Source organism: Curtobacterium flaccumfaciens pv. betae (genome assembly GCF_026241855.1).
Lineage (GTDB): Bacteria > Actinomycetota > Actinomycetes > Actinomycetales > Microbacteriaceae > Curtobacterium > Curtobacterium flaccumfaciens.
Window position 1 is genome coordinate 1,064,194 of the sequence record NZ_JAPJDC010000001.1, and the last position, 26,439, is coordinate 1,090,632.

At 70.0% G+C, this 26,439-nt stretch carries 25 protein-coding genes and 2 tRNA genes; 17 read left to right on the forward strand and 10 right to left on the reverse strand.

All coding sequences use genetic code 11. The features are described from left to right. Nucleotides 1–11: 11 nt before the first annotated feature. Nucleotides 12–593, reverse strand: a complete 582-nt coding sequence (locus tag ORG17_RS05050) for a hypothetical protein (RefSeq protein WP_214527834.1) — start codon at nt 591–593, stop codon at nt 12–14. 146 nt (nt 594–739) lie between these two features. Here ORG17_RS05050 and ORG17_RS05055 point away from each other — a divergent pair, with 146 nt between their 5' ends. Next, entirely contained in the window at nt 740–1,069 is a 330-nt protein-coding gene (locus ORG17_RS05055; protein ID WP_035807629.1) for a hypothetical protein, read from the forward strand. 101 nt (nt 1,070–1,170) lie between these two features. Continuing rightward, nucleotides 1,171–1,323 (forward strand): hypothetical protein, encoded by a 153-nt coding sequence (locus tag ORG17_RS05060; protein WP_163343414.1) that lies wholly within the window; start codon nt 1,171–1,173, stop codon nt 1,321–1,323. A 68-nt stretch (nt 1,324–1,391) separates the two neighbouring features. Here ORG17_RS05060 and ORG17_RS05065 read toward each other — a convergent pair whose 3' ends face one another. The 3 genes from ORG17_RS05065 to ORG17_RS05075 are packed head-to-tail and all read right to left on the reverse strand — an operon-like array spanning nt 1,392 to nt 4,550. Continuing rightward, the gene (locus tag ORG17_RS05065; RefSeq protein WP_214527833.1) at nt 1,392–2,249 is read right to left on the reverse strand and encodes an EamA family transporter; all 858 of its coding nucleotides are present in this window, start codon (nt 2,247–2,249) and stop codon (nt 1,392–1,394) included. 30 nt (nt 2,250–2,279) lie between these two features. After that, complete coding sequence (locus tag ORG17_RS05070; protein WP_027464682.1) at nt 2,280–2,942, reverse strand: response regulator transcription factor; 663 nt, start codon at nt 2,940–2,942, stop codon at nt 2,280–2,282. 39 nt (nt 2,943–2,981) lie between these two features. Further along, nucleotides 2,982–4,550: a sensor histidine kinase gene (locus ORG17_RS05075; protein WP_214527832.1), complete on the reverse strand. Its 1,569-nt coding sequence runs from the start codon at nt 4,548–4,550 to the stop codon at nt 2,982–2,984. A gap of 132 nt (nt 4,551–4,682) precedes the next feature. On the opposite strand from ORG17_RS05075, the gene ORG17_RS05080 reads away from it, so the two are divergent. Beyond that, complete coding sequence (locus ORG17_RS05080) at nt 4,683–5,513, forward strand: helix-turn-helix domain-containing protein (protein WP_214527831.1); 831 nt, start codon at nt 4,683–4,685, stop codon at nt 5,511–5,513. 240 nt (nt 5,514–5,753) lie between these two features. On the opposite strand, the gene ORG17_RS05085 is transcribed toward ORG17_RS05080, so the two are convergent. Next, nucleotides 5,754–6,785, reverse strand: a complete 1,032-nt coding sequence (locus tag ORG17_RS05085) for a LacI family DNA-binding transcriptional regulator (protein ID WP_138802824.1) — start codon at nt 6,783–6,785, stop codon at nt 5,754–5,756. 118 nt (nt 6,786–6,903) lie between these two features. On the opposite strand from ORG17_RS05085, the gene ORG17_RS05090 reads away from it, so the two are divergent. The 8 genes from ORG17_RS05090 (at nt 6,904) to ORG17_RS05125 (ending at nt 16,652) form a co-directional block, all read left to right on the forward strand. Beyond that, nucleotides 6,904–8,178, forward strand: coding sequence for an ABC transporter substrate-binding protein (locus tag ORG17_RS05090; RefSeq protein WP_214527830.1), 1,275 nt, complete (start codon nt 6,904–6,906; stop codon nt 8,176–8,178). A gap of 33 nt (nt 8,179–8,211) precedes the next feature. Next, a complete protein-coding gene (locus tag ORG17_RS05095; RefSeq protein ID WP_017886011.1) occupies nt 8,212–9,090 on the forward strand; it encodes a carbohydrate ABC transporter permease in 879 nt (292 codons plus the stop codon). Next, nucleotides 9,087–10,064, forward strand: coding sequence for a carbohydrate ABC transporter permease (locus ORG17_RS05100; RefSeq protein WP_214527829.1), 978 nt, complete (start codon nt 9,087–9,089; stop codon nt 10,062–10,064). Before ORG17_RS05095 ends, ORG17_RS05100 begins: the two co-directional genes overlap by 4 nt. Next, the gene (locus tag ORG17_RS05105) at nt 10,064–11,461 is read left to right on the forward strand and encodes a glycoside hydrolase 5 family protein (RefSeq protein ID WP_214586029.1); all 1,398 of its coding nucleotides are present in this window, start codon (nt 10,064–10,066) and stop codon (nt 11,459–11,461) included. The genes ORG17_RS05100 and ORG17_RS05105 overlap by 1 nt, the downstream gene beginning before the upstream one ends. 14 nt (nt 11,462–11,475) lie before the next feature. Beyond that, a complete protein-coding gene (locus ORG17_RS05110; RefSeq protein ID WP_214527905.1) occupies nt 11,476–14,502 on the forward strand; it encodes an alpha-mannosidase in 3,027 nt (1,008 codons plus the stop codon). A 40-nt stretch (nt 14,503–14,542) separates the two neighbouring features. After that, nucleotides 14,543–15,508, forward strand: coding sequence for an endo-beta-N-acetylglucosaminidase H (locus ORG17_RS05115; RefSeq protein ID WP_214527904.1), 966 nt, complete (start codon nt 14,543–14,545; stop codon nt 15,506–15,508). Between the two features lie 171 nt (nt 15,509–15,679). Next, a complete protein-coding gene (locus ORG17_RS05120) occupies nt 15,680–15,970 on the forward strand; it encodes a DUF1905 domain-containing protein (RefSeq protein WP_214527903.1) in 291 nt (96 codons plus the stop codon). Nucleotides 15,971–16,319: 349 nt separating this feature from the next. Beyond that, a complete protein-coding gene (locus ORG17_RS05125; RefSeq protein WP_214527902.1) occupies nt 16,320–16,652 on the forward strand; it encodes a hypothetical protein in 333 nt (110 codons plus the stop codon). A gap of 61 nt (nt 16,653–16,713) precedes the next feature. On the opposite strand, the gene ORG17_RS05130 is transcribed toward ORG17_RS05125, so the two are convergent. Both ORG17_RS05130 and ORG17_RS05135 read right to left on the reverse strand, forming a co-directional pair. Continuing rightward, nucleotides 16,714–17,442 (reverse strand): DUF2511 domain-containing protein, encoded by a 729-nt coding sequence (locus ORG17_RS05130; RefSeq protein WP_301565279.1) that lies wholly within the window; start codon nt 17,440–17,442, stop codon nt 16,714–16,716. Nucleotides 17,443–17,634: 192 nt separating this feature from the next. Beyond that, nucleotides 17,635–17,708: transfer RNA gene (locus ORG17_RS05135), tRNA-Gly, on the reverse strand. 54 nt (nt 17,709–17,762) lie between these two features. Here ORG17_RS05135 and ORG17_RS05140 point away from each other — a divergent pair. The 5 genes from ORG17_RS05140 to ORG17_RS05160 all read left to right on the forward strand — a co-directional run bounded on the left by ORG17_RS05140 (nt 17,763) and on the right by ORG17_RS05160 (nt 21,055). After that, nucleotides 17,763–18,038: a hypothetical protein gene (locus tag ORG17_RS05140; protein ID WP_027464694.1), complete on the forward strand. Its 276-nt coding sequence runs from the start codon at nt 17,763–17,765 to the stop codon at nt 18,036–18,038. Nucleotides 18,039–18,132: 94 nt separating this feature from the next. After that, a tRNA-Pro gene (locus ORG17_RS05145) sits at nt 18,133–18,209 on the forward strand. A 53-nt stretch (nt 18,210–18,262) separates the two neighbouring features. Further along, entirely contained in the window at nt 18,263–19,570 is a 1,308-nt protein-coding gene (tig, locus tag ORG17_RS05150; RefSeq protein ID WP_027464695.1) for a trigger factor, read from the forward strand. Between the two features lie 169 nt (nt 19,571–19,739). Continuing rightward, on the forward strand, nt 19,740–20,369 hold the full coding sequence (locus ORG17_RS05155; RefSeq protein ID WP_035807635.1) for an ATP-dependent Clp protease proteolytic subunit: 630 nt from the start codon (nt 19,740–19,742) through the stop codon (nt 20,367–20,369). Between the two features lie 26 nt (nt 20,370–20,395). After that, nucleotides 20,396–21,055 carry an ATP-dependent Clp protease proteolytic subunit gene (locus tag ORG17_RS05160; RefSeq protein ID WP_027464696.1) on the forward strand — a complete coding sequence of 220 codons (660 nt, stop codon included), beginning with the start codon at nt 20,396–20,398 and terminating at the stop codon, nt 21,053–21,055. A 63-nt stretch (nt 21,056–21,118) separates the two neighbouring features. Here ORG17_RS05160 and ORG17_RS05165 read toward each other — a convergent pair whose 3' ends face one another. Beyond that, nucleotides 21,119–21,727, reverse strand: a complete 609-nt coding sequence (locus tag ORG17_RS05165; protein WP_214527901.1) for a copper resistance CopC family protein — start codon at nt 21,725–21,727, stop codon at nt 21,119–21,121. Nucleotides 21,728–21,777: 50 nt separating this feature from the next. Further along, nucleotides 21,778–22,506 (reverse strand): YcnI family copper-binding membrane protein, encoded by a 729-nt coding sequence (locus tag ORG17_RS05170; RefSeq protein WP_214527900.1) that lies wholly within the window; start codon nt 22,504–22,506, stop codon nt 21,778–21,780. 236 nt (nt 22,507–22,742) lie between these two features. Here ORG17_RS05170 and clpX point away from each other — a divergent pair, with 236 nt between their 5' ends. Then, nucleotides 22,743–24,023, forward strand: a complete 1,281-nt coding sequence (gene clpX, locus ORG17_RS05175; protein ID WP_017886000.1) for an ATP-dependent Clp protease ATP-binding subunit ClpX — start codon at nt 22,743–22,745, stop codon at nt 24,021–24,023. 194 nt (nt 24,024–24,217) lie between these two features. Here clpX and ORG17_RS05180 read toward each other — a convergent pair whose 3' ends face one another. Then, nucleotides 24,218–26,242 (reverse strand): M3 family metallopeptidase, encoded by a 2,025-nt coding sequence (locus ORG17_RS05180; RefSeq protein ID WP_214527899.1) that lies wholly within the window; start codon nt 26,240–26,242, stop codon nt 24,218–24,220. Between the last annotated feature and the right edge of the window lie 197 nt (nt 26,243–26,439).

Here is a 26,439-nt window from a genome sequence, read left to right on the forward strand (position 1 = left end):
GGGAGTCCGGTTCAGCGCACCTCGGCCGAGGCCCACAGCACGCCGACACCGCGGCCCACCGGGTGCAGCAGCGGCACCGCGACGAGCACCGCCGCGGCCAGGTAGGCGACGGTCTGCAGCAGCCCCGGGACCGCGATGGCCACGCCGAGCGACGCCTGCGGGAGCGCCGTGAGGAGCACGGTCTCCGACAGCAGTGCGGTGACGAACCACGCCGCGGCCGCCACCGTGACGATCCAGCCGAAGGCCCGCTGCACACCCGGTTCACTCCGGACGGTGACGACACCGAAGGCCACGAGCGCCGCCTGCGCGACGACGAGGAACACGTCGATCAACAGTCCGGGAACCAGCGACACGAGCGCGAACGCGAGCACGGACACCGCGAACGTGAGCGCTCGGCGGTCCCGGGCGCGCACCGCGGCGACGAGCACGACGACTGCGGCGATGCCGGCGACGACCGTGGCGCCGAGGAGCAACCCGCGGGGCAGGTCCCACGGCGCCAGCCAGACCGTCCCGACCAGTCCGGCCGCCCCGAACACCAGCGCCGCCACCACCGCGGCCGCCGACACCACCCGTACCCCCGTGCTGCTCTGCATGCCCGCACCCTATGCCCCGGGACCCCGCCAGCGGAACACGCTCCCCGCCGTTCGGTGCCCCGACGACACGCCCGTGCGGCCCCGGGTGCTCGTCCACACGACGCGGTCGACTTGACTGTCGTTCGAACACACGTTCGAATACCGTCGTGGGACGGCGTCGCGAGAACCGGTGGCAGCCCCCGGAACACCCGGAGGTCGAGCGTCCGCGCGCGTACTCCCTGTCCGAGGATGCCCGCGGCGGTGACGTCTGCCACGCCGTCACCCCGAAGCCGGTCTGGGCGTGGATCCAGTTCCCGACCTTCCACGTCCGGGTGAAGGCCTTCGCGAAGAGCTGGACCCGCGACGCCGTGCTGGTGGAGTGGGCGCAGTTCGGGCAGCAGGCCGAGGCGTGGGTGTGGCGCTCCGCGGTGAAGCACCGCACGCTCCGTGCCGACCGGGACAGCGCGAACCGGAGTCCGCAGAACGCACTGCGTTGACTTCCGCCCGCACCCCGAGGATGGTTTAGCGAACACGGGGTCAGCAAGTAACTCACTGATCGAGGCATTCGGTCCGGACCCCTGTCCCAGAAGGAGGCACCATGAAGAACGCAGCGGTGCCGTCCTGGGTCGCCCACGTGCTCACCCCGCCCGAGGTCATCAGCGCCTACGTCGAGCGTCGGATCAACGATCCGTCCCTCCTGTCGGGCGAGCAGTCGGAACCCACGTACGCAGACTTCCTGCGCGACGAGTAGACGGTCTTCTCCAGGAGGACCGGATCACGCACCGCCGTCGGCGGACGTGATCCGGGCCTCCTCTTCGTTCACCCCACCGGTCCGCCGCGTCGGCGACGCGCCGACAGCGTCACGCCGACGCTCGCGGCGGTGACGCACGCCAGGGCGACCGTCTCGAGCACCGACAGCCCCTCGGCCAGCACCACCAGGCCGGCCAGGGCGGCGATCGCCGGGCCGAGGCTCTGCAGCACGCCGAACACCCGCGTCGGCATCCGGCGGAGCGCGAGCATCTCGAGGGCGTACGGCAGCACGCTGGACAGCACGGCGACGGCACCGAAGACGATCAGGAGCGTCGGTTCGCGCAGGACGCCGTCGACCGCGGACCGGAGTCCGAACGGCAACGACACGAGCATCGCGACCACCATCGACACGACGAGCCCGTCGACGCCGGGGATCGCGGCGCCGACGTGCCGGTTCATCACGATGTAGCCCGCCCAGCACCCGGCGGCCAGGACCGCCCAGACGACCCCACCCACCTCGGTCACCGCGGTCGGGCCGACGCCGAGCAGCACGACCCCGGCGAGCGCCAGCACCGCCCAGAGTGCATCGCGCCAGCGCCGGGTGTGCACGAGCGACAGGGCGAGCGGCCCGAGGAACTCGATCGTCACGGCGACCCCGATCGGGATGCTCGCGAACGACAGGTAGATGAAGACGTTCATGCCGCCGAGCGCCAGGCCGAGCCCGACCGCACCGAGCCACTGCGCCCGCGTCCAGTGCCGGGCGCGGGGACGGACCACCAGGGCGAGCACGACGGCGCCGATGACGAGCCGCAGCGTGGCGGCCCCGACCGCGCCGACGTCGTCGAAGTGGGTCTTCGCGATCGCGGCGCCGAGCTGGACGGACACCATCGCGGTGAGGGCCAGCAGGGGCGCGGGGATCCGGCTCATCCTCGGGCTCGGCTCATCCTCGGGCTCGGCTCATCCGAGGTAGGCGAGGACGGCGAGGACACGGCGGTGGTCCTCTCCGGTGTCCTCGAGTGCGAGCTTGCCGAAGATGCTCGACACGTGCTTCTCGACGGCACCGGTGCCGATCACCAGGGCACGGGCGATCGCGGCGTTCGTGCGGCCCTCGGCCATCAGCCCGAGCACGTCACGCTCGCGCGGGGTCAGGGCTGCGAGCGGGTCGCGGCGGCGGCTCATCAGCTGCGTGACGACCTCGGGGTCGAGCACGGTGCCCCCGGCGGCGATGCGGCGGACGGCGTCGTCGATCTCCTCGAGCCGGGTGACGCGGTCCTTGAGCAGGTAGCCGATGCCGGTCGCGCCGGCGGCGAGGACGTCCTCGGCGTAGGTGGCCTCGACGTACTGGGAGAGCAGGAGCACGCCCGTCCGTGGGGCGATCCGGCGGGTCTCGACGGCGGCGCGGACGCCCTCGTCGGTGAAGGTCGGCGGCATCCGCACGTCCATCACCACGACGTCGGGTGCGCCCTCGGGCAGGGTCGCCAGGAAGGCCCGGGCGTCGGAGTACTGCCCGATGACGTCGATGCCGGCCTCGTCGAGCACGCGGGCCAGGCCCTCGCGCAGCAGGACGGCGTCGTCGACGACGACGGCCCGGATGCGTGCTGCATCCGGGCCGTCTGTCATGCCGACCAGCCTAGTGGGAGCGCGGACGCTCCCGTGGGGTCACGACCGCTGGTTCGCCGCCGTCGGGACGCCGTTCAGGGCACCGAGGGGGATCCGGGCGGTGGCCTCGGTCGGGCCGCCCTCGGGGCTCGAGACGACCAGGTCGCCGTCGAGGGCCCGCATGCGGCCGATCAGGCCCTCGATCCCGTGGCCCTGCTGCGGTCGGGCACCACCCCGACCGTCGTCGGTGACGCTGACGGTCAGGTACCAGAGGCCCGAGGCGTCGACGACCAGGCCGAGGTACACCCCGGCGGTGGTGGCGCCGGCGTGCTTCATGGTGTTCGTCAGGAGCTCGCTCACCGTGAAGTACACGTTGCGCTGGATCTCCGTGGCGAGCTCCAAGCCCTCGGGCAGCCGGACGTCCAGGCCCACCGGGATCGGGGTCCGGGCGACCAGTGCCTCGAGCGCCGCGACGAGTCCGCGGTCGAGCAGGATCGGCGGAGCGAAGCCGCGTGACAGTGCGCGCAGTTCGTCGAGGGCGTCCTGGGCGTGCTCGGATGCCTCACCGATGAGCTGCTTGGCCTTCTCGGGGTCCTTCTCGAAGGCGCGCTCGGCGGCGGACAGGTCCATGCGGAGTCGCACCAGCCGCTGTTGCGGGCCGTCGTGCAGGTCGCGCTCGATCTGGCGGAGTGCCTGCCCCTCGGCGGTGACGGCACCGGCGCGGGAGGCCTGCAGACCGGCGACCCGCTGCTCGAGTTGCTCGGCCCGGAAGCCGCCCAGCAGGCCGAAGTCGACCCAGTAGTGCGCCAGGACGGACCCGCGGGCCCAGAGCGGGAAGAGCACGACCGAGGCGGCCATCGACAGCAGCCCGAGGGCGCCGACGCCGGTCACGAACCCGACGCTGTCCGGGAAGTAGCCGACCCGGACGTTGTTCGCGAAGTACAGTCCGCCCACGACGATCGGCCAGGCGAGGCCGACGAGCAGCAGTGCACCGGTCCCGACGGTCACGACCGCGACGAGCGGGTACACGACCGCGGCGTGCAGCAGGTAGAGCCAGTAGTGCGGGTTGGCGACGGCCGACCCCGTGCGGGTCCACCAGTTCTGCTGCCAGCGGGGCGTCCAGTCCACCGGGCGGATCGGCCTCGGGTCGGCCCAGCTCATGCGGAGCTTCTCGAACTGTCCGAGCCACCGCGCCACGAACAGCGCGATGAAGAACATGAGCAGGACGAAGGGGTTGAACAGGTCTCGGAACCCGCCACCGAAGATCGCCGTCGGGAACGCGAAGTACAGCGTGCAGAGCAGCACGGCGGTGAGCGCCATGTAGCCGAAGTCACGCGGCAGGCGCTTCCACGCGTCGCGGTAGAACTGCCCGGCGGTCATACCGGACCCGCGACCGGAACCACCGACCGGGCCGGACCCGACCCGCGGGGTGGCGCTCCACGACGCCGGCGGGGACTGCGGGGCGTCCTGGGGGTCCTGGTGGTGCTGGCGCGGGTACTGGGGCATCGGCTTGGTGGCTCCAGGGGGCACGGAGTCGCCCAGCGGGACGGTCTGGGCCTGGTCGGGCGAAGGCGTGACGTCGTCCAGCGGGACGGTTCGCGCCTGGTCGAGGCGGTCGGTGTCGGTCATGCATCCAGCCTCGCGATCGCGGAGCCGTTCCCCCATCCTGCCCTCTCCCCACCCCGGGTGGGGTTATCCCCCCTCTTCCACAGGTCGCCCGATCCACGCCCGCTCATCGTGCCCGTGGATCACGCTCGTCGGATGGGTGACGCGCTCCGAGCACTGATCGACGCCGTCGGGCTCCAGGTGGGGCCGGGCACCGAGGTCCGGTCCGACGACCAGGCGTGGACGCTCGACGTCGAACCGACGGGCACCCACGCCTGGGTGGCGACGCGGTCCCGCTCCGTGTGGATCCGGCGCGGAGACGACATCGCGATCGTCGACGCCGGCACCGCCGCCCTCGTCGAAGGGCACACGACGATCACGATCAGCACGGCCCCGGAGCGCTCCGGCCCACCCCAGGCCGCGGAGACGTACGCGTTCCCGCACGAGGCACTCTTCGCGCTCACCGGTGTCCTCGTGGGCACCGCAACGCTCGGCCCCCTCGCTGACGAGGTCCTCGCACTCCCACCCCTCGCGAGCACCGGCCCACCCGGTGCGCCCTCGCCCGACGTCGGCCTCGCGCTGCGCCACGTCGGGCACCTCGACGGCGGGAGGTGGCACGGCGCGCAGCAGCAGGCCCTCGCCCGACTCGTCGTCACGACGGTGCTCCGCGACAACCCGCCCCCGATGCTCGGAGACAACAGTCTCGCGCGGGTCCTCGACCGCCTGTTCGATCCCGCCGGTCGACCATCCGTGCGGGAGCTCCTCGTCGGCATCGACATGTCGGAGCGCACCCTCGAGCGCCGGTGCGTCGCAGCGACGGGATGCTCGCCCGCGCAGCTCGGCCGCTGGTACCGCAGTCTCGCCGTCCGGAGCGCGCTCAGCCGTGGAGGCCGCCCGTCCGACGTCGCGACCCGCTTCGGCTTCAGCACGACGTCGTCCATGCGCCGAACCCTCGAGCGGGTCCGACCCCCGACGAACCGCCGGTGACCGTCGAGGGCGGGGGAAGGAGGTTCCGCTCCGCGTCGATGACGGTTCTGGTTCACGATCCTCGGGTTTCGTGAACCAGAACCGTCACGGCGCGGAGAAGACCACGTCGTCCCGTCGCCGACCGGTGTGTGCGCGCCAGATGCAGGCAGCCGCGCCGCGCTTCGGAAGCGGCAGCGGGAGCGGCGTCGGGAGCGACGGCGAGAGCGGGAGCGAGTCGTCGGGGCCGACCTCCGGAGCGGGTCAGGCGGGGGCGCGGCCGGTGGACTCGCGGACGCTCAGGGTGAGCGAGGGGCCCGGGCGGGACGGGAGCGGGGCGCTGGCGTCGATCTGCGCGCGCAACAGGGTCGCCGCACGCTGTCCGAGCTCGACCGTGTCGCGGGTGAGCGAGGTGATCGCCGGCCGGACGAGCCGGATCATCGCCGAGTCGTCGAAGGACACGATCGAGACGTCGCCGGGCACCGCGACGCCCATCTCGCTCGCCACGCCCAGCCCGGCGACGGCGAGCACGTCGTTGTCGTAGACGATCGCGGTCGGCCGGACGCTCCGGGACAGCAGGGTGCGGGTGGCGCTCGCGCCGGCCTCGGCCGAGTAGTCCGTCGGTACCGAGACCGCGTCGTCGAGTCCCTCGTCGGCAGCGAACGCCCGGAGCCGGTCCATGCGCATGGCGGTGTGCTCGAACTCGGGCCGCCCGGCGACGTGCGCGATGCGTCGGTGCCCGAGGGCGTGCAGGTACCGCAGAACGGTGTCGGTGGCGTCCGAGTCGTCGATCCAGACCGTGGGGGCGGCGCCTTCGGGGGAGGGGTGCGAGCCGACGACGACGGTCGGCATGCCGAGGTCGGCGAGCAGGGCGAGCCGGGCGTCGTCGCGACGGGGGTCGATCACGATCACGCCGTCGACACGGTGTCCGCGCCACCAGTCCCGGTAGGTCTCGAGTTCTTCCTCGGCATCACGCGCGACGAGCAGGTTCATGCCGACGTGGGTGCCGGCGAGCCCGAGCTGGATGCCGGAGATCAGGTCGCCGAAGAACGACTCCGTGCCCAGGGTCCGGGCCGGGCGGTTCAGCACGAACCCGATGGAACCGGCCTTCGCGCCGCCGAGTGCCCGGGCCGCGGTGTGCGGCTGCCAGTCGAGCTCGCGGGCGATCTCGCGCACGCGGCGACGGGTCTCATCGGAGACACCGGGGCGGTCGTTCAACGCGAAGGACACCGCGCTGATGGACACACCGGCCCGCGCGGCGATGTCGGCGATCGTCGTTCGACGCTTGGTGGCCACGGGGTTGACTATAGCGCTTTAGTCATCCACAGTGGCTGCCACACACGGGTTCGGTGACTGCTGCTGAACCGGTTCAGCTATGACGAGGGAGTCAGACGCCATGAGGACCACCACACGCATGACGAGGGGCCGCGCCACCGCGCTGCTCGCGACGGCCGCCGCCACGGCGCTCGTCCTGACCGGCTGCTCGAGCGGCGGGAACGCGGCCGACAACGGCGGCGGCGAGATCAGCGGCACCATCACCTTGCAGACCTGGGCGCTCACGCCGACCTACACGGGGTACCTCAACGGGGTCATCAAGGACTTCGAGCAGGCCCACCCGGACGCGAAGGTCAAGCTGCAGGACCAGCCCGGGGACGGGTACGCCGACAAGGTGCTCAGCCAGGCCTCGTCGAACAGCCTGCCCGACGTGATCAACCTGCCGCCGGACATCGCCCTGCCGCTCGCGAAGCGCGGGTTCCTGCAGGACGTCGCGAAGGACGACTCGAAGCTCGCCAGCACGTACGTCGCCGGCGCGTTGGACTCGTACAAGTACAAGGGAGTGGACGGCACGTTCGGGTACCCCTGGTACCTCAACACGGACGTGAACTACTGGAACTCGACGATGTTCGCCAAGTGCGGCCTCGACGCGAAGAACCCGCCGAAGACCACCGACGAGCTGTTCACGCAGGCGAAGACCATGCACGACAACTGCCCGACCGACTACCTGATGAGCCGGAAGCCCGGCCTCGGTGACTTCACGCTCGCCGGCGTCAAGGTGCTCAACGCCGACGGCACGAAGTTCACCTTCGCCGACTCGTCGAGGGCCGCCGACCTGATCGACCGCTACAAGGACGCGTACCAGGACGGCTACATGCCCTCCAACGTGCTGAACAGCGACTACCTCGGCAACTCCACCCTGTTCACGCAGGCCAAGGTCGCCTGGACCACCGGTGGGGCCACCTCGCTCGCCGACTTCGAGAAGAACAACCCGTCGCTCAAGGGCAAGGTCACCGTCAGCCCCGCACTCGACACCCCGCCGCTCTACGTGCAGGGCCTGTCGGTCTCGAGCAAGTCGAAGCACCTCGCCACCGCCGAGGCCTTCGCGGAGTTCATGACGAACGCGAAGAACCAGGAGGCGTTCGCCCACGAGGTCAACATCTTCCCGTCCACCACGTCGTCGCAGTCCGACCCGTACTTCTCGAAGGACGACGGCACGGTGAACGGCGAGGCCCGGGTCCTGGCGAACGAAGCCCTGAAGACGGCGAAGGTCATCAACCCGGTCGAGGCGAACTCCGCGATGACGGACTTCCTCGACCAGCAGATCGCCCTCGCGATGAAGGGCCAGGTGGCGCCCGAGAAGGCGCTGCAGACCGCCCAGACCAAGATGAACAGCCTGCTGGCCAACGGCTGATCCGGCCCCGGAGAAGGAAGAGGGAGGATCGTCATGCGTGCGAACCGCTGGTACACGCCCTGGTTGCTCGTCCTGCCGGCACTGATCTGGCTCGTCGCGTTCAGCCTGTGGCCCTCGATCAACACGGTCCGGTTGTCGTTCACGAACGCCAGCCCGCTCGGCGGCGTCAGCCAGTGGGTCGGGGTCAAGAACTTCGAGACCCTGCTCGCTGACCCGCAGGTGTGGGAGGCGCTGCTCAACAGCGTCATCTACATGGCGGTGTGCCTGCCGCTGCTGACGGTCCTCCCGCTCCTCATCGCGGTGCTCGTGCAGCAGAAGCTGCCCGGGATCGCGTTCTTCCGCACCGCGTTCTACACGCCGGTCATCGCGTCCGCGGTGGTCGTCGGGCTCATCTGGACGTGGATCCTCGATGACCGCGGCGTCATCAACGAGATGGCGCAGGCCCTCGGCGTCGTGCAGGGCAGCGTCCCGTTCCTGACCGACCGCTGGCTGCTGCTCCTCAGCGCCATCAGCCTGACGGTGTGGAAGGGGCTCGGCTACTACATGATCATCTTCCTGGCCGCCCTCGGGAACGTCGGCAAGGACCTGCACGAGGCCGCCGCGCTCGACGGCGCCGGCGCGGTCCGTCGCTTCTGGTCGGTCACGATGCCCGGGGTCCGCGGCACCATGACGCTCGTCGGGATCCTGGTGTGCGTCTCCGCGCTCCGGGTGTTCAGCGAGCTCTACATCCTCACCAACGGCACCGGCGGGCCCGGCGGGCAGGACAACTCCCTCGTCATGCTCATCCAGCAGTACGCCCGCGGCTTCACCGGCAACCTCGGTTACGCGTCCGCCCTGAGCCTCCTGCTCTTCGTCGTGACGCTCGTGCCGATGCTCGCCCTCGCCCGGATGAACAGCAAGGCGGACAAGTGACGAACACGACCAGCACGACCGAACCCGTCATCGGCGGCGCGCAGGGGGCAGCCAGCCCGACACCGGACGTGACCGGCGCGACGGGCGCGGGACGGGCCTCCAGGCAGAACGGACGCGACGGACGCAAGCGGCGCCGCGCGGTCTGGGGCGTCATGTCCACCCGCGAGAAGGTCGTCCGCTACGTCCTGCTCCTCGTGGTGCTCTTCATCACGATCGGCCCGTTCCTGTGGCAGCTGTCCACGTCGCTCAAGGGCGCCGGTGAGGACATCTACACGGCGAACCCGTCGTTCATCCCGTCCGAACCGACCATCGAGAACTACCTGAAGGTCGCCGCCGCGATCCCGGTGTGGCGGTACATCGGCAACTCACTGCTCGTCGCCGCGATCGACGTGCTCGGCAACATCGTGTTCGCGACCCTGGCCGGGTTCGCCCTCGCCCGTCTGCAGTGGCGGCACCGGAAGCTCGTGCTCGGCCTGTTCCTCGGCACCCTCGTGCTGCCCGGCGAGGCGACGATCATCTCGCAGTTCGTCACCGTGAAGGACCTCGGCCTCGCCGACAACCTGGTCGGCGTCGCCCTGCCCGGCATGATCGCGGCGCTCAACGTCCTGCTGATGTTCAACGCGTTCCGGCAGATCCCCGAGGAGATCGACCAGGCAGCGGTGATGGACGGTGCGAACGCGCTGCAACGCCTGCGCTACATCTCGCTGCCCGCCGTGCAGGGGACCATCGCGGTCATCGCGATCTTCTCGTTCATCGGTGCGTGGGACGACTTCCTCTGGCCGCTCATCGTGCTGCAGTCGCCCGAGAACCTCACCCTGACCGTCGGGTTGCAGTACCTGCAGGGCACGTTCGCCACCGACCAGCGGATGATCGCGGCCGGCACCATGATCGCCTTCATCCCGATCGCCGTGATCTTCGCCGTCCTGCAGCGCTTCTTCTTCAAGGGCGTCGAAGAGGGCGGTGTGAAGGGCTGATGCGCTTCGGGGTCAACTACACGCCCTCGGTCGGCTGGTTCCACTCGTGGCTCGACTTCTCGCGGTCGGACACCGCCAGGGACCTCGAGGCCATCGCGTCGATCGGCGCCGACCACGTGCGGATCTTCCCGCTCTGGCCGGTCGTCCAGCCGAACCGGACGCTCATCCGGCAGCAGGCCCTCGACGACGTCGCGACGGTCGTCGACCTCGCCGGCTCGTTCGGACTCGACGTCAACGTGGACGCCCTGCAGGGGCACCTGTCGAGCTTCGACTTCGTGCCGTCCTGGCTGGACAGCTGGCACCGCCGCAACATGTTCACCGACCCGGACGTGGTCGCGTCGACCGCCGCGTACGTCCGGGCGCTCGCCGGAGCGGTCGCCGACAAGCCCAACCTGCTCGGCATCACCATCGGCAACGAGGTCAACCAGTTCGCACACGCGCCGCACCCCGCACCGCACGCGATCACGGCGGAGCAGGGCCACGCGTGGGCGGCGGCGATGGTCGCGGCGGCGCGGGCGGGGCTGTCGGACGGGTCGTCGGCGTCGGCCGCGTCGTCCGTGTCGGTCGGCCGGGAGGCGCGGCTCGACCCCGCCTCGTCGGTCCCGCCCGCCACCGGGTCGCGCCCCGGGCCACTGGTCACCGTCGCGCAGTACGACGCGGCCTGGTACGACGACGCCCAGCCCTTCGGCCCCGAGCACGCGGCGGACCACGGTGACGCCACGGTCACGCACTCGTGGGTGTTCAACGGCTCGGCGGCCCTGCACGGCGCCCTCGGAGCCGGGTCGGTGCGGCACGGGGAGTACCTGCTCCAGCTCGCCGCGGCCTGGAACCGCGACCCCGCCCGGCCGAACTGGCTGCAGGAGGTCGGCGCACCCACCAACGTCGTCGACCCCGCCGACGCCGCCGCCTTCACCGAGCAGACCATCCGGCACGTCCTCGACGCGCAGCAGGTGCTCGGGGTGACGTGGTGGTGCTCGCACGACGTCGCCCGGTCGCTCGCGGACTTCCCGGAGCTCGAGTACGACCTCGGGCTGTTCACGAACGACGGACGACTGAAGCCCGCCGGCGAGGCGTTCGCCGCCCTCGCCCGCGCCGAGCACACCCGCGACGCCCGCGCCGCACCGTCGGCCACCGCGCTGGTCCTCGACGACGTGCTGTCCGACGGCACCGACCGGCACGGCACCCGCGCCGACTGCGCCCCCGGCGGTCGGTTCGCCGCCGCCTGGCTCGCCCTGGCCGAGGCCGCACCGGACGGCCGCGGCCCGCAGGTCGTCCTGCGCTCCCGGCTGTCGGACACCGCGCTGCTGGCCGCCCGCGGCATCGACCGCTGCGTCGACGTGCCCTCCGACCTCGACACCACCACCGTCCGCGTCGCCCACCCGGCGACCACGCCCTGACCCCGGAAGGCCCCATGCACGACGACATCCCCCTCACCACCGGACGCGCCCGACGGGTGCTCGACGAGCGGATCACCCCCGCGGTGCACGCGACCACGACGGCCCTCCAGGCCGCCTGGCACGAGCTGCCGGGGGAGCCGGTCCCGCCGACCGAGGGGCTCGCGCTCACGTTCGAGCCCTACGAGGTCGGCACGCCGTGGGGTGCGGCCTGGGGCACGACGTGGTTCCGGTTGACCGGGACCGTGCCGACCGAGTGGACCGGACGCCGGGTGGAGGCCGTGATCGACCTCGGCTTCGACAAGAACATGCCCGGGTTCCAGTGCGAGGGACTCGTCTACCTGGCCGACGGCACCCCCGTGAAGTCGATCAACCCGCGCAACCAGTGGGTCCTGGTCACCGAACGGGCCGAAGGCGGCGAGACCGTCGAACTGTTCGTCGAGGCCGCGTCGAACCCCGTCCTGCTCGACTACCACCCCTTCCTGCCGACGCAGGAGGGCGACGTGCAGACCTCGTCCTCGAAGCGCCTCTACGCCACCCGCCGGATGGAGCTCGCCGTCTTCGAGTCCGAGGTGCACGAACTCGCCCTCGACATCGACGTCCTGCTCGAACTGCAGGCCGAACTGCCCGCCGGACCCCGGCGCATGCGGATCCTGCAGGCCCTCGACGACGCCCTCGACGCACTCGACCTGCAGCACATTCCGGAGACCGCCGGAGACGCCCGTGCGGCGCTCGCGGAGGTGCTGGCCGCTCCTGCCGAGGCCTCGGCGCACACGATCTCGGCCGTCGGGCACGCCCACATCGACTCCGCCTGGCTCTGGCCCGTGCGCGAGACCATCCGCAAGGTCGCCCGCACCACATCGACCATGACCGAGCTCATCGACCAGACCGACGACTTCCTGTACGGCATGTCGAGCGCGCAGCAGTACGCGTGGATCAAGGAGCACCGCCCCGAGGTCTACGCCCGGGTCAAGGCCGCCGTCGAGGCCGGCCGGTTCCTGCCGATCGGCGGCATGTGGGTCGAGTCCGACACCGTGATGCCGACCGGCGAGAGCATCGTCCGGCAGTTCTCGCAGGGCCAGCGGTTCTTCGAGCGCGAGTTCGGCATCCGACCCAAGGGCGTCTGGCTGCCGGACAGCTTCGGGTACTCGCCGGCGCTGCCGCAGCTCATGCGCCGTGCGGGCTTCGAGTGGTTCTTCACGCAGAAGATCTCGTGGAACCAGGTCAACAAGTTCCCGCACCACACGTTCCTGTGGGAGGGCATCGACGGCTCGCGGGTGTTCTCGCACTTCCCGTCGATGGACACCTACAACTCGAGGTTGTCCGGCAGCGAGGTCGCGAAGGCCTCCCGCCAGTTCCGCGAGAACCGACTCGCGACCGGCTCGATCGCCCCGGTCGGCTGGGGCGACGGCGGCGGTGGCACCACCCGCGAGATGACCGGCACCGCCGCACGGTTGGCGGACCTCGAGGGCAGCGCGAAGGTCCGCTGGGAGCACCCGGACACGTTCTTCGACCGGGCGAAGTCCGAACTGACCGATCCGCCCGTGTGGGTGGGGGAGCTGTACCTCGAGCTGCACCGGGCCACACTCACGTCGCAGCACGGCACGAAGCAGGGCAACCGCCGGTGCGAGCAGCTGCTCATCGAAGCCGAGCTCTGGGCCGCGACCGCCGCCGCCCGCACCGACTTCGCCTACCCGTACGACGAGCTCGACGCCCTGTGGCAGCAGGTCCTGCTCCAGCAGTTCCACGACATCCTGCCGGGCACCTCGATCGCGTGGGTGCACCGCGAAGCGGTCGAGCGGTACGCCGAGACGGCCGCAGCGCTGACCACGATCATCGACCAGGCGCTCTCGGCGCTCGCCGGCACCGGGGACGCGGCCGTCGTCGTGAACCCGGCCCCGTTCCTCCAGGCCGGTGCACCCGCGCAGGGCGCCGTCGTGGCGACCGACGTGGCGGCGGTGACCGACGTGTCCCTGACCGAGCGGGACGGCGGGTACGTGCTGGCGAACGACCTGGTGCGGGTCGTCGTCGACGCGCAGGGGCTCGTGACGAGCGCCGTCGACCTGGCGAGCGGACGCGAGGCGATCGCGGCCGGCCAGGCGGCGAACCTGCTGCAGCTGCACCAGGACTTCCCGAACATGTGGGACGCGTGGGACGTCGACCGGTACTACCGCAACCGCGTCGAGGACCTCGTGTCGACCACCGGGCTGACCGCGTCGGTCGACGAGTCCGGGGTCGCACGGGTCGTCGTGTCCCGGGCGTTCGGTGACTCGACGGTGACGCAGGAGATCGTCCTGGCGCCGGGATCCCGCACCCTGGAGTTCGACCAGGTGACCGACTGGCACGAGACCGAGAAGTTCCTCAAGGTGGCGTTCCCGCTCGACGTCCGCGCCGAGCACACCGTCGCCGAGACGCAGTTCGGCGCGCAGAAGCGGGTGACGCACACGAACACCTCGTGGGAGGCCGCGAAGTTCGAGACCTCGATGCACCGCTACGTGCTGGTGGCCGAGCCCGGCTTCGGTGTCGCGCTCGTGAACGACTCGATCCACGGCTTCGACACCACGCGCGACGCCGTCGACGGGCACGTCACCACCACCGTGCGGCTGTCGCTGCTGCGGGCACCGCGGTTCCCGGACCCCGAGACCGACCAGGGCGTGCAGACGCACCGGTACGGCATCGTCATCGGCACCGACCAGCTCGGAGCCACGTCGGCCGGCGTGCGGATGAACGCGAGCGCGCGGACCATCACGGGCGCGCACGGCTTCGAGCCGCTGGTGCGGGTGTCGGGCGACGTCGTGCTGTCGAGTGTCAAGCTCGCCGACGACCGGTCGGGCGACCTGGTCGTGCGCGTCTACGAGCCGTCCGGGCAGCGGGGGAGCGGAGGCATCGCGGTCTCGGCCGACGAGGCGACCTTCGGCGCTGCCGTCGAGGTGACCCTGCTCGAGGAACCGCTCGGTGACGCCGGGGCGTCGTCCGAAGCGGCCGCGTCCTCGTTCGCCGTCGACGCCTACGAGGTCCGCACCTTCCGGTTCCCGCGCAACTGACCGACCGACTGACCGACCGTCCCACCCAAGGAGGAACCACATGAAGCAGTCCACGAAGTTCAGCATCGCGACCGCACTGGTCGCCATGCTCGCGGCACCACTGGTGCCCGCCGCAGCATCCGCGGCGCCCTCCTCGTCCGGGTCCAGCCACGGGCACGGGCACGGTGCGTCCCACGGCGGTGGGCACGGTCACGGTCACCACGCTGTGCCCACCAAGTCGGGGCCGACGAGCATCGCCTACGTCGAGGTGAACAACGACGAGCTCGCCAACGTCGGTCGGTACACGCTGGCGAACGGCGCGAACGCGTTCGACGTGGCGATCATCTTCGCCGCGAACATCAACTACGAGGACGGCAAGGCGGTCCTGTACAACAACGAGAACGTGCAGCGGACCCTCGACCAGGCCGCCACGCAGATCCGCCCGTTGCAGGCCAAGGGCATCAAGGTCACGCTCTCGGTGCTCGGCAACCACCAGGGCGCCGGCCTCGCGAACTTCCCGACGAAGGCCGCGGCGCGGGACTTCGCGGCGCAGGTCTCGGCGACGGTCAAGAAGTACGGACTCGACGGCGTCGACCTGGACGACGAGTACTCCGACTACGGCGTGAACGGCACCCCGCAGCCGAACCAGCAGTCCATCGGCTGGCTCATCAGTGCCCTGCGGGCGGACATGCCGGGCAAGATCATCTCGTTCTACGACATCGGCCCGTCGTCCGACGCCCTGAAGACCGCGAGCCCGTCGATCGGCGGCAAGCTCGACTACGCCTGGAACCCGTACTACGGCACCTACGCGGCGCCGATGATCCCGGGCCTGCCGAAGTCGAAGCTGTCCGCCGCCGCGGTCGACATCCAGAACACCCCGCAGGCCACCGCGGTGTCGCTCGCACAGCGCACGAAGGCCGACGGGTACGGCGTCTTCATGACGTACAACCTGCCCGGAGGCGACGAGTCCGCCTACGTCTCCTCCTTCACGAAGGTGCTGTACGGACTGGCCGCGTCGTACCGCTGACGCGTCGGTCCTCCGGGTCCCGCGGCGTGGTGCGAGCGCGGGGCCCCGGGTTCGCCTGGTACGAGGTTGCGCACTCGGTGCGAGCCCGCGCCCGTCGCACCGAGTGCGGAACCTCGCACGGAGTTCGGCGCCCCTCGCACCGTGCGAGGTCCGCGGCCGTACGATCGCCGCATGGAACTCGAGTTCCGCGGCAAGGTGATCGAGTGGCGCGGCCCGTCACCGTTCTTCTTCGCCGTCGTGCCGCCGGACGCCGCCGAGGTCATCGCTGACCTCGCGCCGGTGCTCACCTACGGGTGGGGTGTGATCCCGGCGCGCGTGACGATCGGCTCGGTGACGTGGACGACGTCGCTGTTCCCGAAGGACGGCGGGTACCTCGTGCCGTTGCGTGCGGCGGAGCGGAAGCGTGCCCGGGTGGATCTCGGCGACTCCCCGGAGATCACCCTGGAGTTCGCCGACCCCTGACGCGCGTGCCACCGACCATCACTCCTCCACAGGTCCGTCGATCGCGATACCTCCCCACAGTCATCGACGGCGGGCCCCGGTGTCGCGGTCCTGCTCCCTACCGTCGAAGGTGTGGAGGGGAGGTGGCGATGGTCGAACGACCACGACATCCCAAGAAGGACATCGAACTGGTCATGCGCGGGGCAGAGGCGCGGGGATGGCGCTTCGCGAAGGGGAGGAAGTACTACAAGGCGTACTGCCCGTGCGGCGAACACCTGCACACGGTCCACTTGACGCCGTCGAACCCCTGGTACGTTGTGCATCTGAAGTATCGGCTCGCGCGAACGGGCTGTGAGGACAGGAGAACGTGATGACGAACTACCTCGTGCGGCTCGATTGCGTGGCGCAACTCGGGGCAGCGGACGATCCGCGCGCAGCCCTCGCAGCGGACTTCGACACCATCGCGGACGCACTCTTCGACCTCGACGACGTCCACGACCAGGACCTGACCGCTGACCTGTCGAGCGGCACGCTCACCTTCTCGATCGGTGTCGACGCGGACGACGAGTCCGGTGCACTCGACCGTGCGCTCGGAGCCGTCCGGACCGCGCTGCACGTCGCTGGACGCGGCACTCCTGGTTGGGAGCAGCAGTACCGGATGCTGCGGCAGGAAGTCGGAGAAGCGCCGCTCGGAGCGCTCTAAGGCGATCGACTGGTGGGCATCCGTCGCCGGAGTCACACCGTGCAGACGGATCGGTCCCGTGCTACTTGCAGAGCTTCAGGCCCGCGTCGAGCACGGGCGAGATGTCGATCCTCAACCCGTCGACCTCAGGATTCGGTGCCCAGATGGGGTCGATTTCCGGGTACGACGTGTGGTCCTGTGCGGTGCCGTTGACCGCGTAGCGGGTGCCGTCGGGAGCCTTGAGTGTCACGACGTTCAGATCCATGCCGCCCGCGGTGATGTTCTTGCAGCGCACGACCGCGTAGGGCACCGTCAGCGGCCACTCGTCTCCGAACTTGGTGCTGACCAGCAGGCCCTTCTTCTTCTCGAGCTTCTTCGGAACGTGGACCTTGGCCGCCGGAGCAGGGGGCGCGTAGTCGGCGCAGAACCCGTCTTGCGGGTCGCCGAGCTTCACCTTGCCGCTCTTCTTCTTGGGGAACTTGACGACGACGTACCCGGCGTTGCCGCCCTTGTCGTCCGGTCCTCCGCCCGGAGCCCACGTGCGGTCTACGCAGATCACACGCTTGCTGACCTTGACCCCGTTGACCGTCAGGCCCTCCCAGATCGGCGCATCGGGCAGTTCAGCGAGGACCCACTTCTCGGCCTTCTTGATTCGCTTCGACTTCTTCGCGGTCGCCGTGGGCGTCGGTTCGCCGGTCGCGGTGGTCCGGGTAGGGGCAGCGGACGCCGCGCCCGCCGGCAGTGCTGCCGTGCTCGCGACGATGCTGACTGCCGCGAGCGCCATGACGGCGAAGGAGAGGTGCTTGTTCACGCGAACGAGAGTATGGCTCAGAGTCGGCCCTCGATAGCCCTCGTCCGCGGGTCTCGGCGCCGATAGCGCCGGGGTGTGATCACGGCACGAGTGCCGATCGGCTCGGTGACGTGGGCGACGTCGCTGTTCCCGAAGGACGGCGGGTACCTCGCAGATCACCCAGGAATTCGCCGACCCCTGACGGAAAGGTTGTGGAGGGGATGACGGGAATCGAACCCGCGTAGCCAGTTTGGAAGACTGGGGCTCTACCATTGAGCTACATCCCCGCGCCTGCGCACCAGGCGCAGCCCGACCATCGTAGCGGACGAACGAGCACCGACATGCCGACGCGCGTCATCCCGAAGCCGGACGCCGGTGCGGAGCGCACCATCCGCTGGTCGCGGGTGGTCTCGTACGCGCTGGTGGTCCTCGCCGCCGCGGTCCTGTCCCTGCGCCCCGACCTGTTCGGCGACCCGCAGTCGCAGCCCGCGCACGCACTGCTGCACGTCTGGCGGATCGTCGTCGGACTGTTGCTCGCGGTGGCCGCCCTCGGGGTCCAGGTGGCCGTCGGGATCCGGTGGCGGCGGGGTCTGCGACGCGCCGCGGAGGACGACTGAGCAACCCCCGGGAACAGCGCGCCGTCGGACCGCTAGACTCACCGGGGTCGCATGCGCCCCTCAGCGTGCGCGGCTGATCCCTGGCACGAAGCAACGGGGCGTAGCTCAGCTTGGTAGAGCGCCCGCTTTGGGAGCGGGAGGTCGCAGGTTCAAATCCTGTCGCCCCGACCAGGTCCTCCGAGCACCACCGACCACACGAACGTCAACCAACAGGAGAACATCCCTTGGCCACCAGCACCGTCGACAAGGTGAGCGACACCCGCGTCAAGCTCACCGTGAACGTGACGCCGGACGATCTCAAGCCGAGCATCGACCACGCCTACAAGCACATCGCCGAGCAGATCAACATCCCCGGCTTCCGCAAGGGCAAGGTCCCGCCGGCGATCGTCGACCAGCGCGTCGGCCGCGGCGAGGTCCTGAACCACGCCGTCGGTGACGCCATCGACAACTTCTACCGCCAGGCGGTCGAAGAGCAGGAGCTGCGCATCCTCGGCCGTGCCGAGGCCGACGTCGCCGAACTGCCGAACGTCGCGGACTTCACCGGCGACCTCGTCCTCACCTTCGAGGTCGACGTCCGCCCCGAGTTCGACCTGCCGGACTACTCCTCGTACGAGCTCACCGTCGACGCCGTCGAGGTGTCCGACGACGAGATCGAAGAGGAACTGCAGAACCTCCGCACCCGCTTCGGCACGCTCGTGACGGTCGACCGTCCGGCGAAGACCGGCGACTTCGCGCAGATCGACCTCACCGCCAGCATCGGCGACGACGAGGTCGACTCGGCCACCGGCGTCTCCTACGAGATCGGCTCCGGCGACCTGCTCGAGGGCATCGACGAGGCGCTCGAGTCCCTGACCGCAGGTGAGTCGACGACCTTCGAGTCGAAGCTCGTCGGTGGCGACCGCGAGGGCGAGACCGCTCAGATCGCCGTCACCGTCACCGCCGTCAAGGAGCGCGAGCTCCCCGAGGCCGACGACGAGTTCGCCCAGATCGCCAGCCAGTTCGACACCATCGACGAGCTCAAGGCTGACCTCAAGGAGCAGATCGCGAAGTCCAAGACCTTCGGTCAGGGCGCCGCGGCTCGCGACAAGCTCGTCGAGAAGCTCACCGAGGACGTCAACATCCCGATCTCGGAGCAGCTCATCGCCGACGAGGTGCACCGTCACCTCGAGCAGGAGAACCGCCTCGAGGACGAGGAGCACCGCAAGGAGGTCTCCGAGTCCAGCGAGACCGCCTTCCGCTCGCAGATCCTCCTCGACGCGATCGCCGAGAAGGAAGAGATCCAGGTCTCGCAGGAGGAACTGACCCAGTACCTCATCCAGGCCGCCGCGCAGTACGGCATGGAGCCGGCCGAGTTCATCAAGGTCATCGACCAGAACGGCCAGATCCCCGGCATGGTCGGCGAGGTCGCCCGTTCGAAGGCGGTCGCGACCGTCCTGTCCAAGGTGACCGTCAAGGACACCAACGGCGACGCAGTCGACCTGTCCGCCTTCACGGCGGGCGTCGCGCAGGAGCCGGCAGGGGACGCCGAGTAACGATCTCGACGCCACCAGCATGCAAGACGGGAGGCACGGTGCCAGCTGGCACCGTGCCTCCCGTCTCGTGTTTTCCGCACCACCGCATTGCTGTCGGCGAACAGACGAGAACTGGTGCGTTGCACCCGATAAGTTCGACAACAAGCGACAACTGAACGGGAGCTTTTCCATGGCCGAAGCAACACTGAACCCCAGTGTTTTTGACCGCCTTCTGAGAGACCGGATCGTGTGGCTCGGCTCCGAGGTCCGCGACGACAACTCGAACGAGATCGCAGCCAAGCTGCTGCTGCTCGCCGCCGAGGACCCTGAGAAGGACATCTACCTCTACATCAACTCGCCCGGTGGTTCGATCACCGCCGGCATGGCGATCTACGACACGATGCAGTTCGTCCCGAACGACATCGTCACCGTGGGCATCGGCCTCGCCGCGTCGATGGGACAGTTCCTGCTGTCCTCCGGCACGCCCGGCAAGCGCTACATCACGCCGAACGCGCGCGTGCTGCTCCACCAGCCGTCCGGTGGCTTCGGCGGCACCGCTGCCGACATCCAGACGCAGGCCAAGGTCATCCTCGACATGAAGCAGCGCATGGCGGAGCTCACGGCCGAGCAGACCGGCAAGTCGGTCGAGCAGATCCTCAAGGACAACGACCGCGACAACTGGTTCACGGCGCAGGAAGCGCTCGAGTACGGCTTCGTCGACCACCTCCGCGCCTCGAGTGCCGAGGTCATCGGCGGTGGTGGCACCGTCGGCGACGGCGAGACGCCCACCAGCGCAGCCGAGCCCGACGCCCAGTCCTGATCACCACCGAAGAAAAGGAAACGAGAATGCATCTCCCCATGCTCGGTGGCGCGCAGAACGTCCCGGCTCCGTCCAATCGGTACATCCTGCCGAGCTTCGAAGAGCGCACGGCCTACGGCTACAAGCGCCAGGACCCGTACGCCAAGCTGTTCGAGGACCGCATCGTGTTCCTCGGCGTGCAGGTCGACGACGCGTCGGCTGACGACGTCATGGCCCAGCTGCTCGTGCTCGAGTCGATGGACCCCGACCGCGACATCGTGATGTACATCAACTCGCCCGGTGGCTCGTTCACCGCGATGACGGCGATCTACGACACGATGCAGTACATCCGTCCGCAGATCCAGACGGTCTGCCTCGGTCAGGCTGCCTCGGCCGCGTCGGTGCTGCTCGCCGGTGGCACCCCCGGCAAGCGCCTCGCGCTGCCGAACGCCCGTGTGCTGATCCACCAGCCCGCGACCCAGCAGGGTGGCGGTCAGGCGTCGGACATCGAGATCCAGGCGGCGGAGATCCTCCGCATGCGTACCTGGCTCGAGGAGACGCTGTCGAAGCACTCCAACAAGACGCCGGAGGAGATCAACCACGACATCGAGCGCGACAAGATCATGTCCGCGCAGGAAGCCGTGGAGTACGGCCTGATCGACCAGGTCCTCACCAGCCGCAAGAACCTGCCGGCGCTCGTCAAGTAGCACCAGCAGGAACGACGAAGGCCCCGCACCGATCGGTGCGGGGCCTTCGTCGTTGCGCGGTGGTCAGTCCTCGGTGTCGTCGGATGCCGGCACCGGCTTGCGGCGCAGGAGCAGCAGCACCGCGACGACCACGCCGACCAGCACGACGCCACCGGCACCGATCCAGATCGCGTCGGACGCCGCCGAGTCGCTCGATCCCGAGGCGGTGCCGGTGGTGGTGTCCGAGCCGGCGTCGTCGTCACCAGCGGTGGCGCAGGTAGGGGGCTTCGCAGCACCCGAGGCCGGGGTGAAGCCCGACGGCGCCTTCCAGGTGAAGGGGTACTCGTCGGAGACGGTGTGCCCGTCGGCGGAGACGATCTGCCACTCGACGGTGTACTTGCCCGAGTCGCCGAGTGCGGCGGTCGTGGTCATCGACGGCCCCTCGACGTCGACGCAGCCGTCCTCGTAGTACCTGCCGTCGGGGCCGACGATGCGGAACGCGAAGCCCGACCCCGAGTCGCCGATGTCGAGCAGCTTGTCGTTCGTCGTGATGTCGAACGTCTTCGGCAGCTCGGTCAGGGTGCCGCCGACCTCCGGGTCGGACGAGATCAGGTAGTTGTGCGCGCTGGCCGGACCGGCGAGCCCGAGGACCGCGCCACCGGCGATCGCGACGGCCGCAGCGGTCCCGGCCACGAGCCTCCAGGCAGAGGACCGAGGCCGGGGCCGACGCGAGCCGCGCTGTGTCACTTGGCGGAGCTCCGACGACGCGTGCCGGCGACGGCGACGACCAGGGCGACGGCGCCGAGCACCAGGCCGCCGAGGCCGAGGAAGCGGCCGACCAGGTCGGGGTCGCTCGACGCGGTCGTGCCGGCGGCCTCGGCCGACGGGGTCGCGGCGATGGGGTCACCGTCGTCGTCCGTCGCCTCGGCGGCGGTCAGCGTGATCGAGGGGGCCGGGTGCTCGGGCTCGGCTTCGCCGGCCTTCTGCTCCTGGTTCCACTCGACGCTGCCCTTCTCGCAGGTCTGGATCGCGGGGAACTCGACCAGGTCACCGGCCTTGCCGTCCGGCAGCGAGAACGAGAGCGCGAAGGTGTCGCGCTCGTCGGCGGGCAGGGGGGTCTTCGCGGTGTACGTGACGCTGGTGACGCGCTCGGCGGCCGTCTCGGCGTGGTCCTCGGCCGATGCCGAGGCCGACGGGTCGGTGTAGGGCTCGGTCGCCTTCGTGATCGTCCAGTTCGGGTTCACGGTGGGCGTGACCTCGATGACGGACTCCGGCACCTGGAACTGGATCTTCGTCGTGGGCGAGCCGTCGCAGCCGTGCGGGACCGAGAAGGTCGCCGTGGTGTACGAGTTCGCTGCGGTCGACGTGGCCGTGGCGGACACGTGTGCGCTGGCCGCCGTGGCGCTGCCGAGGACGATGACGGCTGCGACACCGAGGGTGACGGCGCCGCCGGCGGCGAGACGCTTCTGCATGGGGTTCCTTCCGGGGTGGTTCTGCACCTGCTGTTCTACAAGATGTAGAGAAGTCCGGATCACCGTAGCAGGCTCGCACGCCCTGGGCGAACGCGCGGGCGGATTCCGGAGGGGCATCGCGGTCGGTGTCACCGGTTGCGGTTAGGCTCGTGTCCACGACGAGGTGCCCACCAGCAGCGGTGCACCAGCGGTGGTGCGACAGCGCGGCCGGCATGTCCAATCAGGGAGGCACGGGAATGGCACGCATCGGAGAGAGCGGCGATCTCCTCAAGTGCTCGTTCTGCGGCAAGAGCCAGAAGCAGGTCCAGCAGCTCATCGCCGGACCGGGCGTCTACATCTGCGACGAGTGCGTCGAGCTCTGCAACGAGATCATCGAGGAACGTCTGGCCGAAGCCGGCGAGGACACCTCGAGCGGGGACTTCGAACTGCCCAAGCCGCGGGAGATCTTCGACTTCCTGCAGGAGTACGTCATCGGGCAGGACCCGGCGAAGCGCGCCCTCGCCGTGGCCGTCTACAACCACTACAAGCGCATCCGGGCGCAGGGGCAGATCACCGCCGCCGAAGACCGCGACGACATCGAGATCGCCAAGTCGAACATCCTGCTCATCGGTCCGACCGGCTGCGGCAAGACGTACCTGGCGCAGACGCTGGCCAAGCGTCTCAACGTGCCGTTCGCCGTCGCGGACGCCACCGCCCTGACCGAGGCCGGCTACGTCGGCGAGGACGTCGAGAACATCCTCCTCAAGCTCATCCAGGCCGCCGACTACGACGTGAAGCGCGCCGAGACCGGCATCATCTACATCGACGAGGTCGACAAGATCGCCCGCAAGGCCGAGAACCCGTCGATCACGCGCGACGTCTCGGGCGAAGGCGTGCAGCAGGCGCTGCTCAAGATCCTCGAGGGCACGGTCGCCTCGGTCCCGCCGCAGGGCGGCCGCAAGCACCCGCACCAGGAGTTCATCCAGATCGACACGACGAACGTACTGTTCATCGTGGCGGGTGCGTTCGCCGGGCTCGAGGACATCGTGTCCTCGCGCGTCGGCAAGCGCGGGATCGGCTTCGGGGCACCCCTGCACAGCGCGACCGACCACCAGGACCTGTACTCCGAGGTGCTGCCGGAAGACCTGCACAAGTTCGGTCTGATCCCCGAGTTCATCGGTCGTCTGCCCGTCGTCACCACGGTGTCGCAGCTCGACCAGGCGGCGCTCATGCAGATCCTGACCGAGCCGAAGAACGCGCTGGTGAAGCAGTACCAGCGGATGTTCCAGATCGACGGCGTCGAGCTCGAGTTCGACCAGGGTGCGCTCGAGGCCATCGCAGACCTCGCGGTGCTGCGCCAGACCGGCGCCCGCGGGCTCCGGGCGATCCTCGAAGAGGTCCTCGGCCCGGTGATGTTCGACGTCCCGTCCGACGACGACGTCGCCCGCGTGGTGATCACCCGCGAGTCCGTGCTCGAGAACGCGGCACCGACGATCGTGCCGCGGCCCCGGGCGAAGCGCGTCGAGAAATCGGCGTAGTCCGCTTCGTCGTCTTCAGCACGAAGGCCCGCACCGTGATCGGTGCGGGCCTTCGTCGTTCGTGCGGTGCCGTGCCGTGCCGTGCCGTGCCGTCCGGCGCGGGAGCGCTGCGCACAACCAAAGTCACCCCGAACAACGCGGTTGCGCGGTTCGGGGTGACTTTGGTTGTGCGTACGGTGCCCGCGCCGCCGCGCCTACTCCAGCCCGCGGCGCCGCAGCAGCGGGCCGACCTCGGCGTCGCGGCCGCGGAAGTCCCGGTACGCCTCGAGCGGGTCCTTCGCCCCGCCGACCCCGAGCAGGCGTTCCGCGAAGCGTCGACCAGCCGCACGGTCCAGCCCGCCGTTGTCGCGGAACCACTCCACGGTGTCGGCGTCGAGCACCTCGGACCAGATGTACCCGTAGTACCCGGCGTCGTACCCGCCCGAGAACGTGTGCGCGAAGTACGTCGACGAGTAGCGCGGCGGCACGGCCTCGACGGCGATGCCGGCGGACTCCAACGCCGAACGCTCGAAGTCCTCGACGGACGTCACCGCTGCGGCGTCGGCTGCCGAGAGCCGGTGCCACGCCTGGTCGAGCAGTGCGGCGGCGAGGTACTCGGTGGTGCCGAAGCCCTCGTTGAACCCCTCGGACTCGCTGAGCCCCAGGACGAGCTCGGGCGGCAGGGGTGCTCCGGTCTCGTGGTGCTTCGCGTAGTTCGCCAGCACGGACGGCCACGACAGCCACATCTCGTTCACCTGGCTCGGGAACTCGACGAAGTCCCGCTCGACGTTCGTGCCGGAGAACCGCGGGTAGGTGGTGCGGGCGATGAGACCGTGCAGGGCGTGGCCGAACTCGTGGAAGAGCGTCTCGACCTCGTCCTGGATGAGCAGGGTGGGGGAGCCGGCGGACGGCTTCGCGACGTTGAGGTTGTTGACCACGACGGGCAGGGTGCCGAGCAGCTCGGACTGCTCGACGACCGGGTTCATCCACGCACCGCCACGCTTGCCGTCACGCGTGTAGAGGTCGAGCAGGTACAGCCCCACCGGCTCGCCGTCGTCGCCGGTGACCTCGAAGACCCGGACCTCGTCGTTGTAGCCGTGCAGGTCCGGGCGCTCGGTGAAGGTCAGACCGTACAGGGCGCCGGCGGCGTGGAAGACCCCGTCGTGCAGGACCCGGTCGGCCTCGAAGTACGGGCGGAGTGCGGTGCTGTCCGCGGCGAACTGCTCGCCTCGCAGGATCTCGGTGGCGTACGCCCAGTCCCACGACTCGATGTCGAACCCGACCGTGCGCGACCGGACCGCGCGCTCGTCGTCGGCGTTCCGTGCCGCGGCGCCGACGAGCGAGGACAGCAGCCCGTCGACGGCCTCGGGGGTCTTCGCCGTCTCGTCGGCGGTGACCACGGCGGCGTGGTTCGGGAACCCGAGCAGCTCGGCGCGCTCGGCGCGGAGCCGGACGATGCGGAGCAGCACGTCGCGGTTGTCGTACTCGTTGCCGCGACGACCGCGGGCGAGCGAGGCGCGCATGATCCGCTCGCGCAGGTCACGGTTCGCCAGTGACGACAGCCACGGGTGTCCGGTGTAGAGCGGCAGCGTGATGAGCCAGCCGTCCAGGCCCCGGTCGGCAGCAGCGGCGGCCGCGGCGGACTTCGCCCCGTCGTCGAGCCCCTCGAGCTCGTCCTCGTTCGTCACGTGGACGGCGGAGTCGTTGGTGTCCTCGAGCAGGTTCCGCTCGAAGGTCGTCGTGAGGGTCGAGAGCTCCTGGTTGATCGCGGTCAGGCGCTCCTTTCCCGCGTCGTCGAGGCCGGCGCCCGCCAAGGTCATCTCGGCGTGGGTCCGCTCGACCAGTCGCAGCGCCTCACCGGTCAGCCCGGCGGCCTCGGCACCGCCCCGCACCTCCTGCACGCGGGCGTACAGGCGAGAGTCGAGCGTGATCGCGTCGCGGTGGGCGGCGAGGAGCGGGGAGACCTCGGCCTCGAGGTCGTGCAGCTCCGGGGTCGAGTCTGCCGACGACAGCGTGAAGAACACGTGGCTGACGCGGGTCAGCAGCTGCCCGGATCGCTCGAGTGCGACCAGGGTGTTCTCGACCGTCGGGGCGTGCGGGTCGGTGGCGATGGCCTCGACCTCGGCGCGCTGCTCGGCCATGCCGGCCTCGAACGCCGGTCGGTAGTGCTCGAGTCGCACGTCGCCGAAGGGCGGCAGGGCGTAGGGGAGGGTGCTCGGGACGTCGAACGGGGTTGCCATCTGCCCACCCTATGCACGGGTGCTGGAGTCCGTTCCTTCCCATGACACCCGGACTGGGAAGCGGAATCGGGCGTACCTGGTCGAAAGAACCGACCCGGTACGCCCGGAACGACCAGGTACGCCCGGAACGGCCCGGCGAGCGCACCCGCGCCCGGAACGACCAGGTACGCCCGGAACGGCCCGGCGAGCGCACCCGC

What these genes read in the sequence shown, in the direction of transcription:
- ORG17_RS05050 (WP_214527834.1), bottom strand. Translation starts at nt 593, where the DNA reads ATGCAGAGCAGCACGGGGGTACGGGTGGTGTCGGCGGCCGCGGTGGTG.
- ORG17_RS05060 (WP_163343414.1), top strand. Translation starts at nt 1,171, where the DNA reads ATGAAGAACGCAGCGGTGCCGTCCTGGGTCGCCCACGTGCTCACCCCG.
- ORG17_RS05065 (WP_214527833.1), bottom strand. Translation starts at nt 2,249, where the DNA reads ATGAGCCGGATCCCCGCGCCCCTGCTGGCCCTCACCGCGATGGTGTCC.
- ORG17_RS05070 (WP_027464682.1), bottom strand. Translation starts at nt 2,942, where the DNA reads ATGACAGACGGCCCGGATGCAGCACGCATCCGGGCCGTCGTCGTCGAC.
- ORG17_RS05075 (WP_214527832.1), bottom strand. Translation starts at nt 4,550, where the DNA reads ATGACCGACACCGACCGCCTCGACCAGGCGCGAACCGTCCCGCTGGAC.
- ORG17_RS05080 (WP_214527831.1), top strand. Translation starts at nt 4,683, where the DNA reads ATGGGTGACGCGCTCCGAGCACTGATCGACGCCGTCGGGCTCCAGGTG.
- ORG17_RS05090 (WP_214527830.1), top strand. Translation starts at nt 6,904, where the DNA reads ATGACGAGGGGCCGCGCCACCGCGCTGCTCGCGACGGCCGCCGCCACG.
- ORG17_RS05095 (WP_017886011.1), top strand. Translation starts at nt 8,212, where the DNA reads ATGCGTGCGAACCGCTGGTACACGCCCTGGTTGCTCGTCCTGCCGGCA.
- ORG17_RS05105 (WP_214586029.1), top strand. Translation starts at nt 10,064, where the DNA reads ATGCGCTTCGGGGTCAACTACACGCCCTCGGTCGGCTGGTTCCACTCG.
- ORG17_RS05110 (WP_214527905.1), top strand. Translation starts at nt 11,476, where the DNA reads ATGCACGACGACATCCCCCTCACCACCGGACGCGCCCGACGGGTGCTC.
- ORG17_RS05115 (WP_214527904.1), top strand. Translation starts at nt 14,543, where the DNA reads ATGAAGCAGTCCACGAAGTTCAGCATCGCGACCGCACTGGTCGCCATG.
- ORG17_RS05120 (WP_214527903.1), top strand. Translation starts at nt 15,680, where the DNA reads ATGGAACTCGAGTTCCGCGGCAAGGTGATCGAGTGGCGCGGCCCGTCA.
- ORG17_RS05125 (WP_214527902.1), top strand. Translation starts at nt 16,320, where the DNA reads ATGACGAACTACCTCGTGCGGCTCGATTGCGTGGCGCAACTCGGGGCA.
- ORG17_RS05140 (WP_027464694.1), top strand. Translation starts at nt 17,763, where the DNA reads ATGCCGACGCGCGTCATCCCGAAGCCGGACGCCGGTGCGGAGCGCACC.
- ORG17_RS05155 (WP_035807635.1), top strand. Translation starts at nt 19,740, where the DNA reads ATGGCCGAAGCAACACTGAACCCCAGTGTTTTTGACCGCCTTCTGAGA.
- ORG17_RS05160 (WP_027464696.1), top strand. Translation starts at nt 20,396, where the DNA reads ATGCATCTCCCCATGCTCGGTGGCGCGCAGAACGTCCCGGCTCCGTCC.
- ORG17_RS05170 (WP_214527900.1), bottom strand. Translation starts at nt 22,506, where the DNA reads ATGCAGAAGCGTCTCGCCGCCGGCGGCGCCGTCACCCTCGGTGTCGCA.
- clpX (WP_017886000.1), top strand. Translation starts at nt 22,743, where the DNA reads ATGGCACGCATCGGAGAGAGCGGCGATCTCCTCAAGTGCTCGTTCTGC.
- ORG17_RS05180 (WP_214527899.1), bottom strand. Translation starts at nt 26,242, where the DNA reads ATGGCAACCCCGTTCGACGTCCCGAGCACCCTCCCCTACGCCCTGCCG.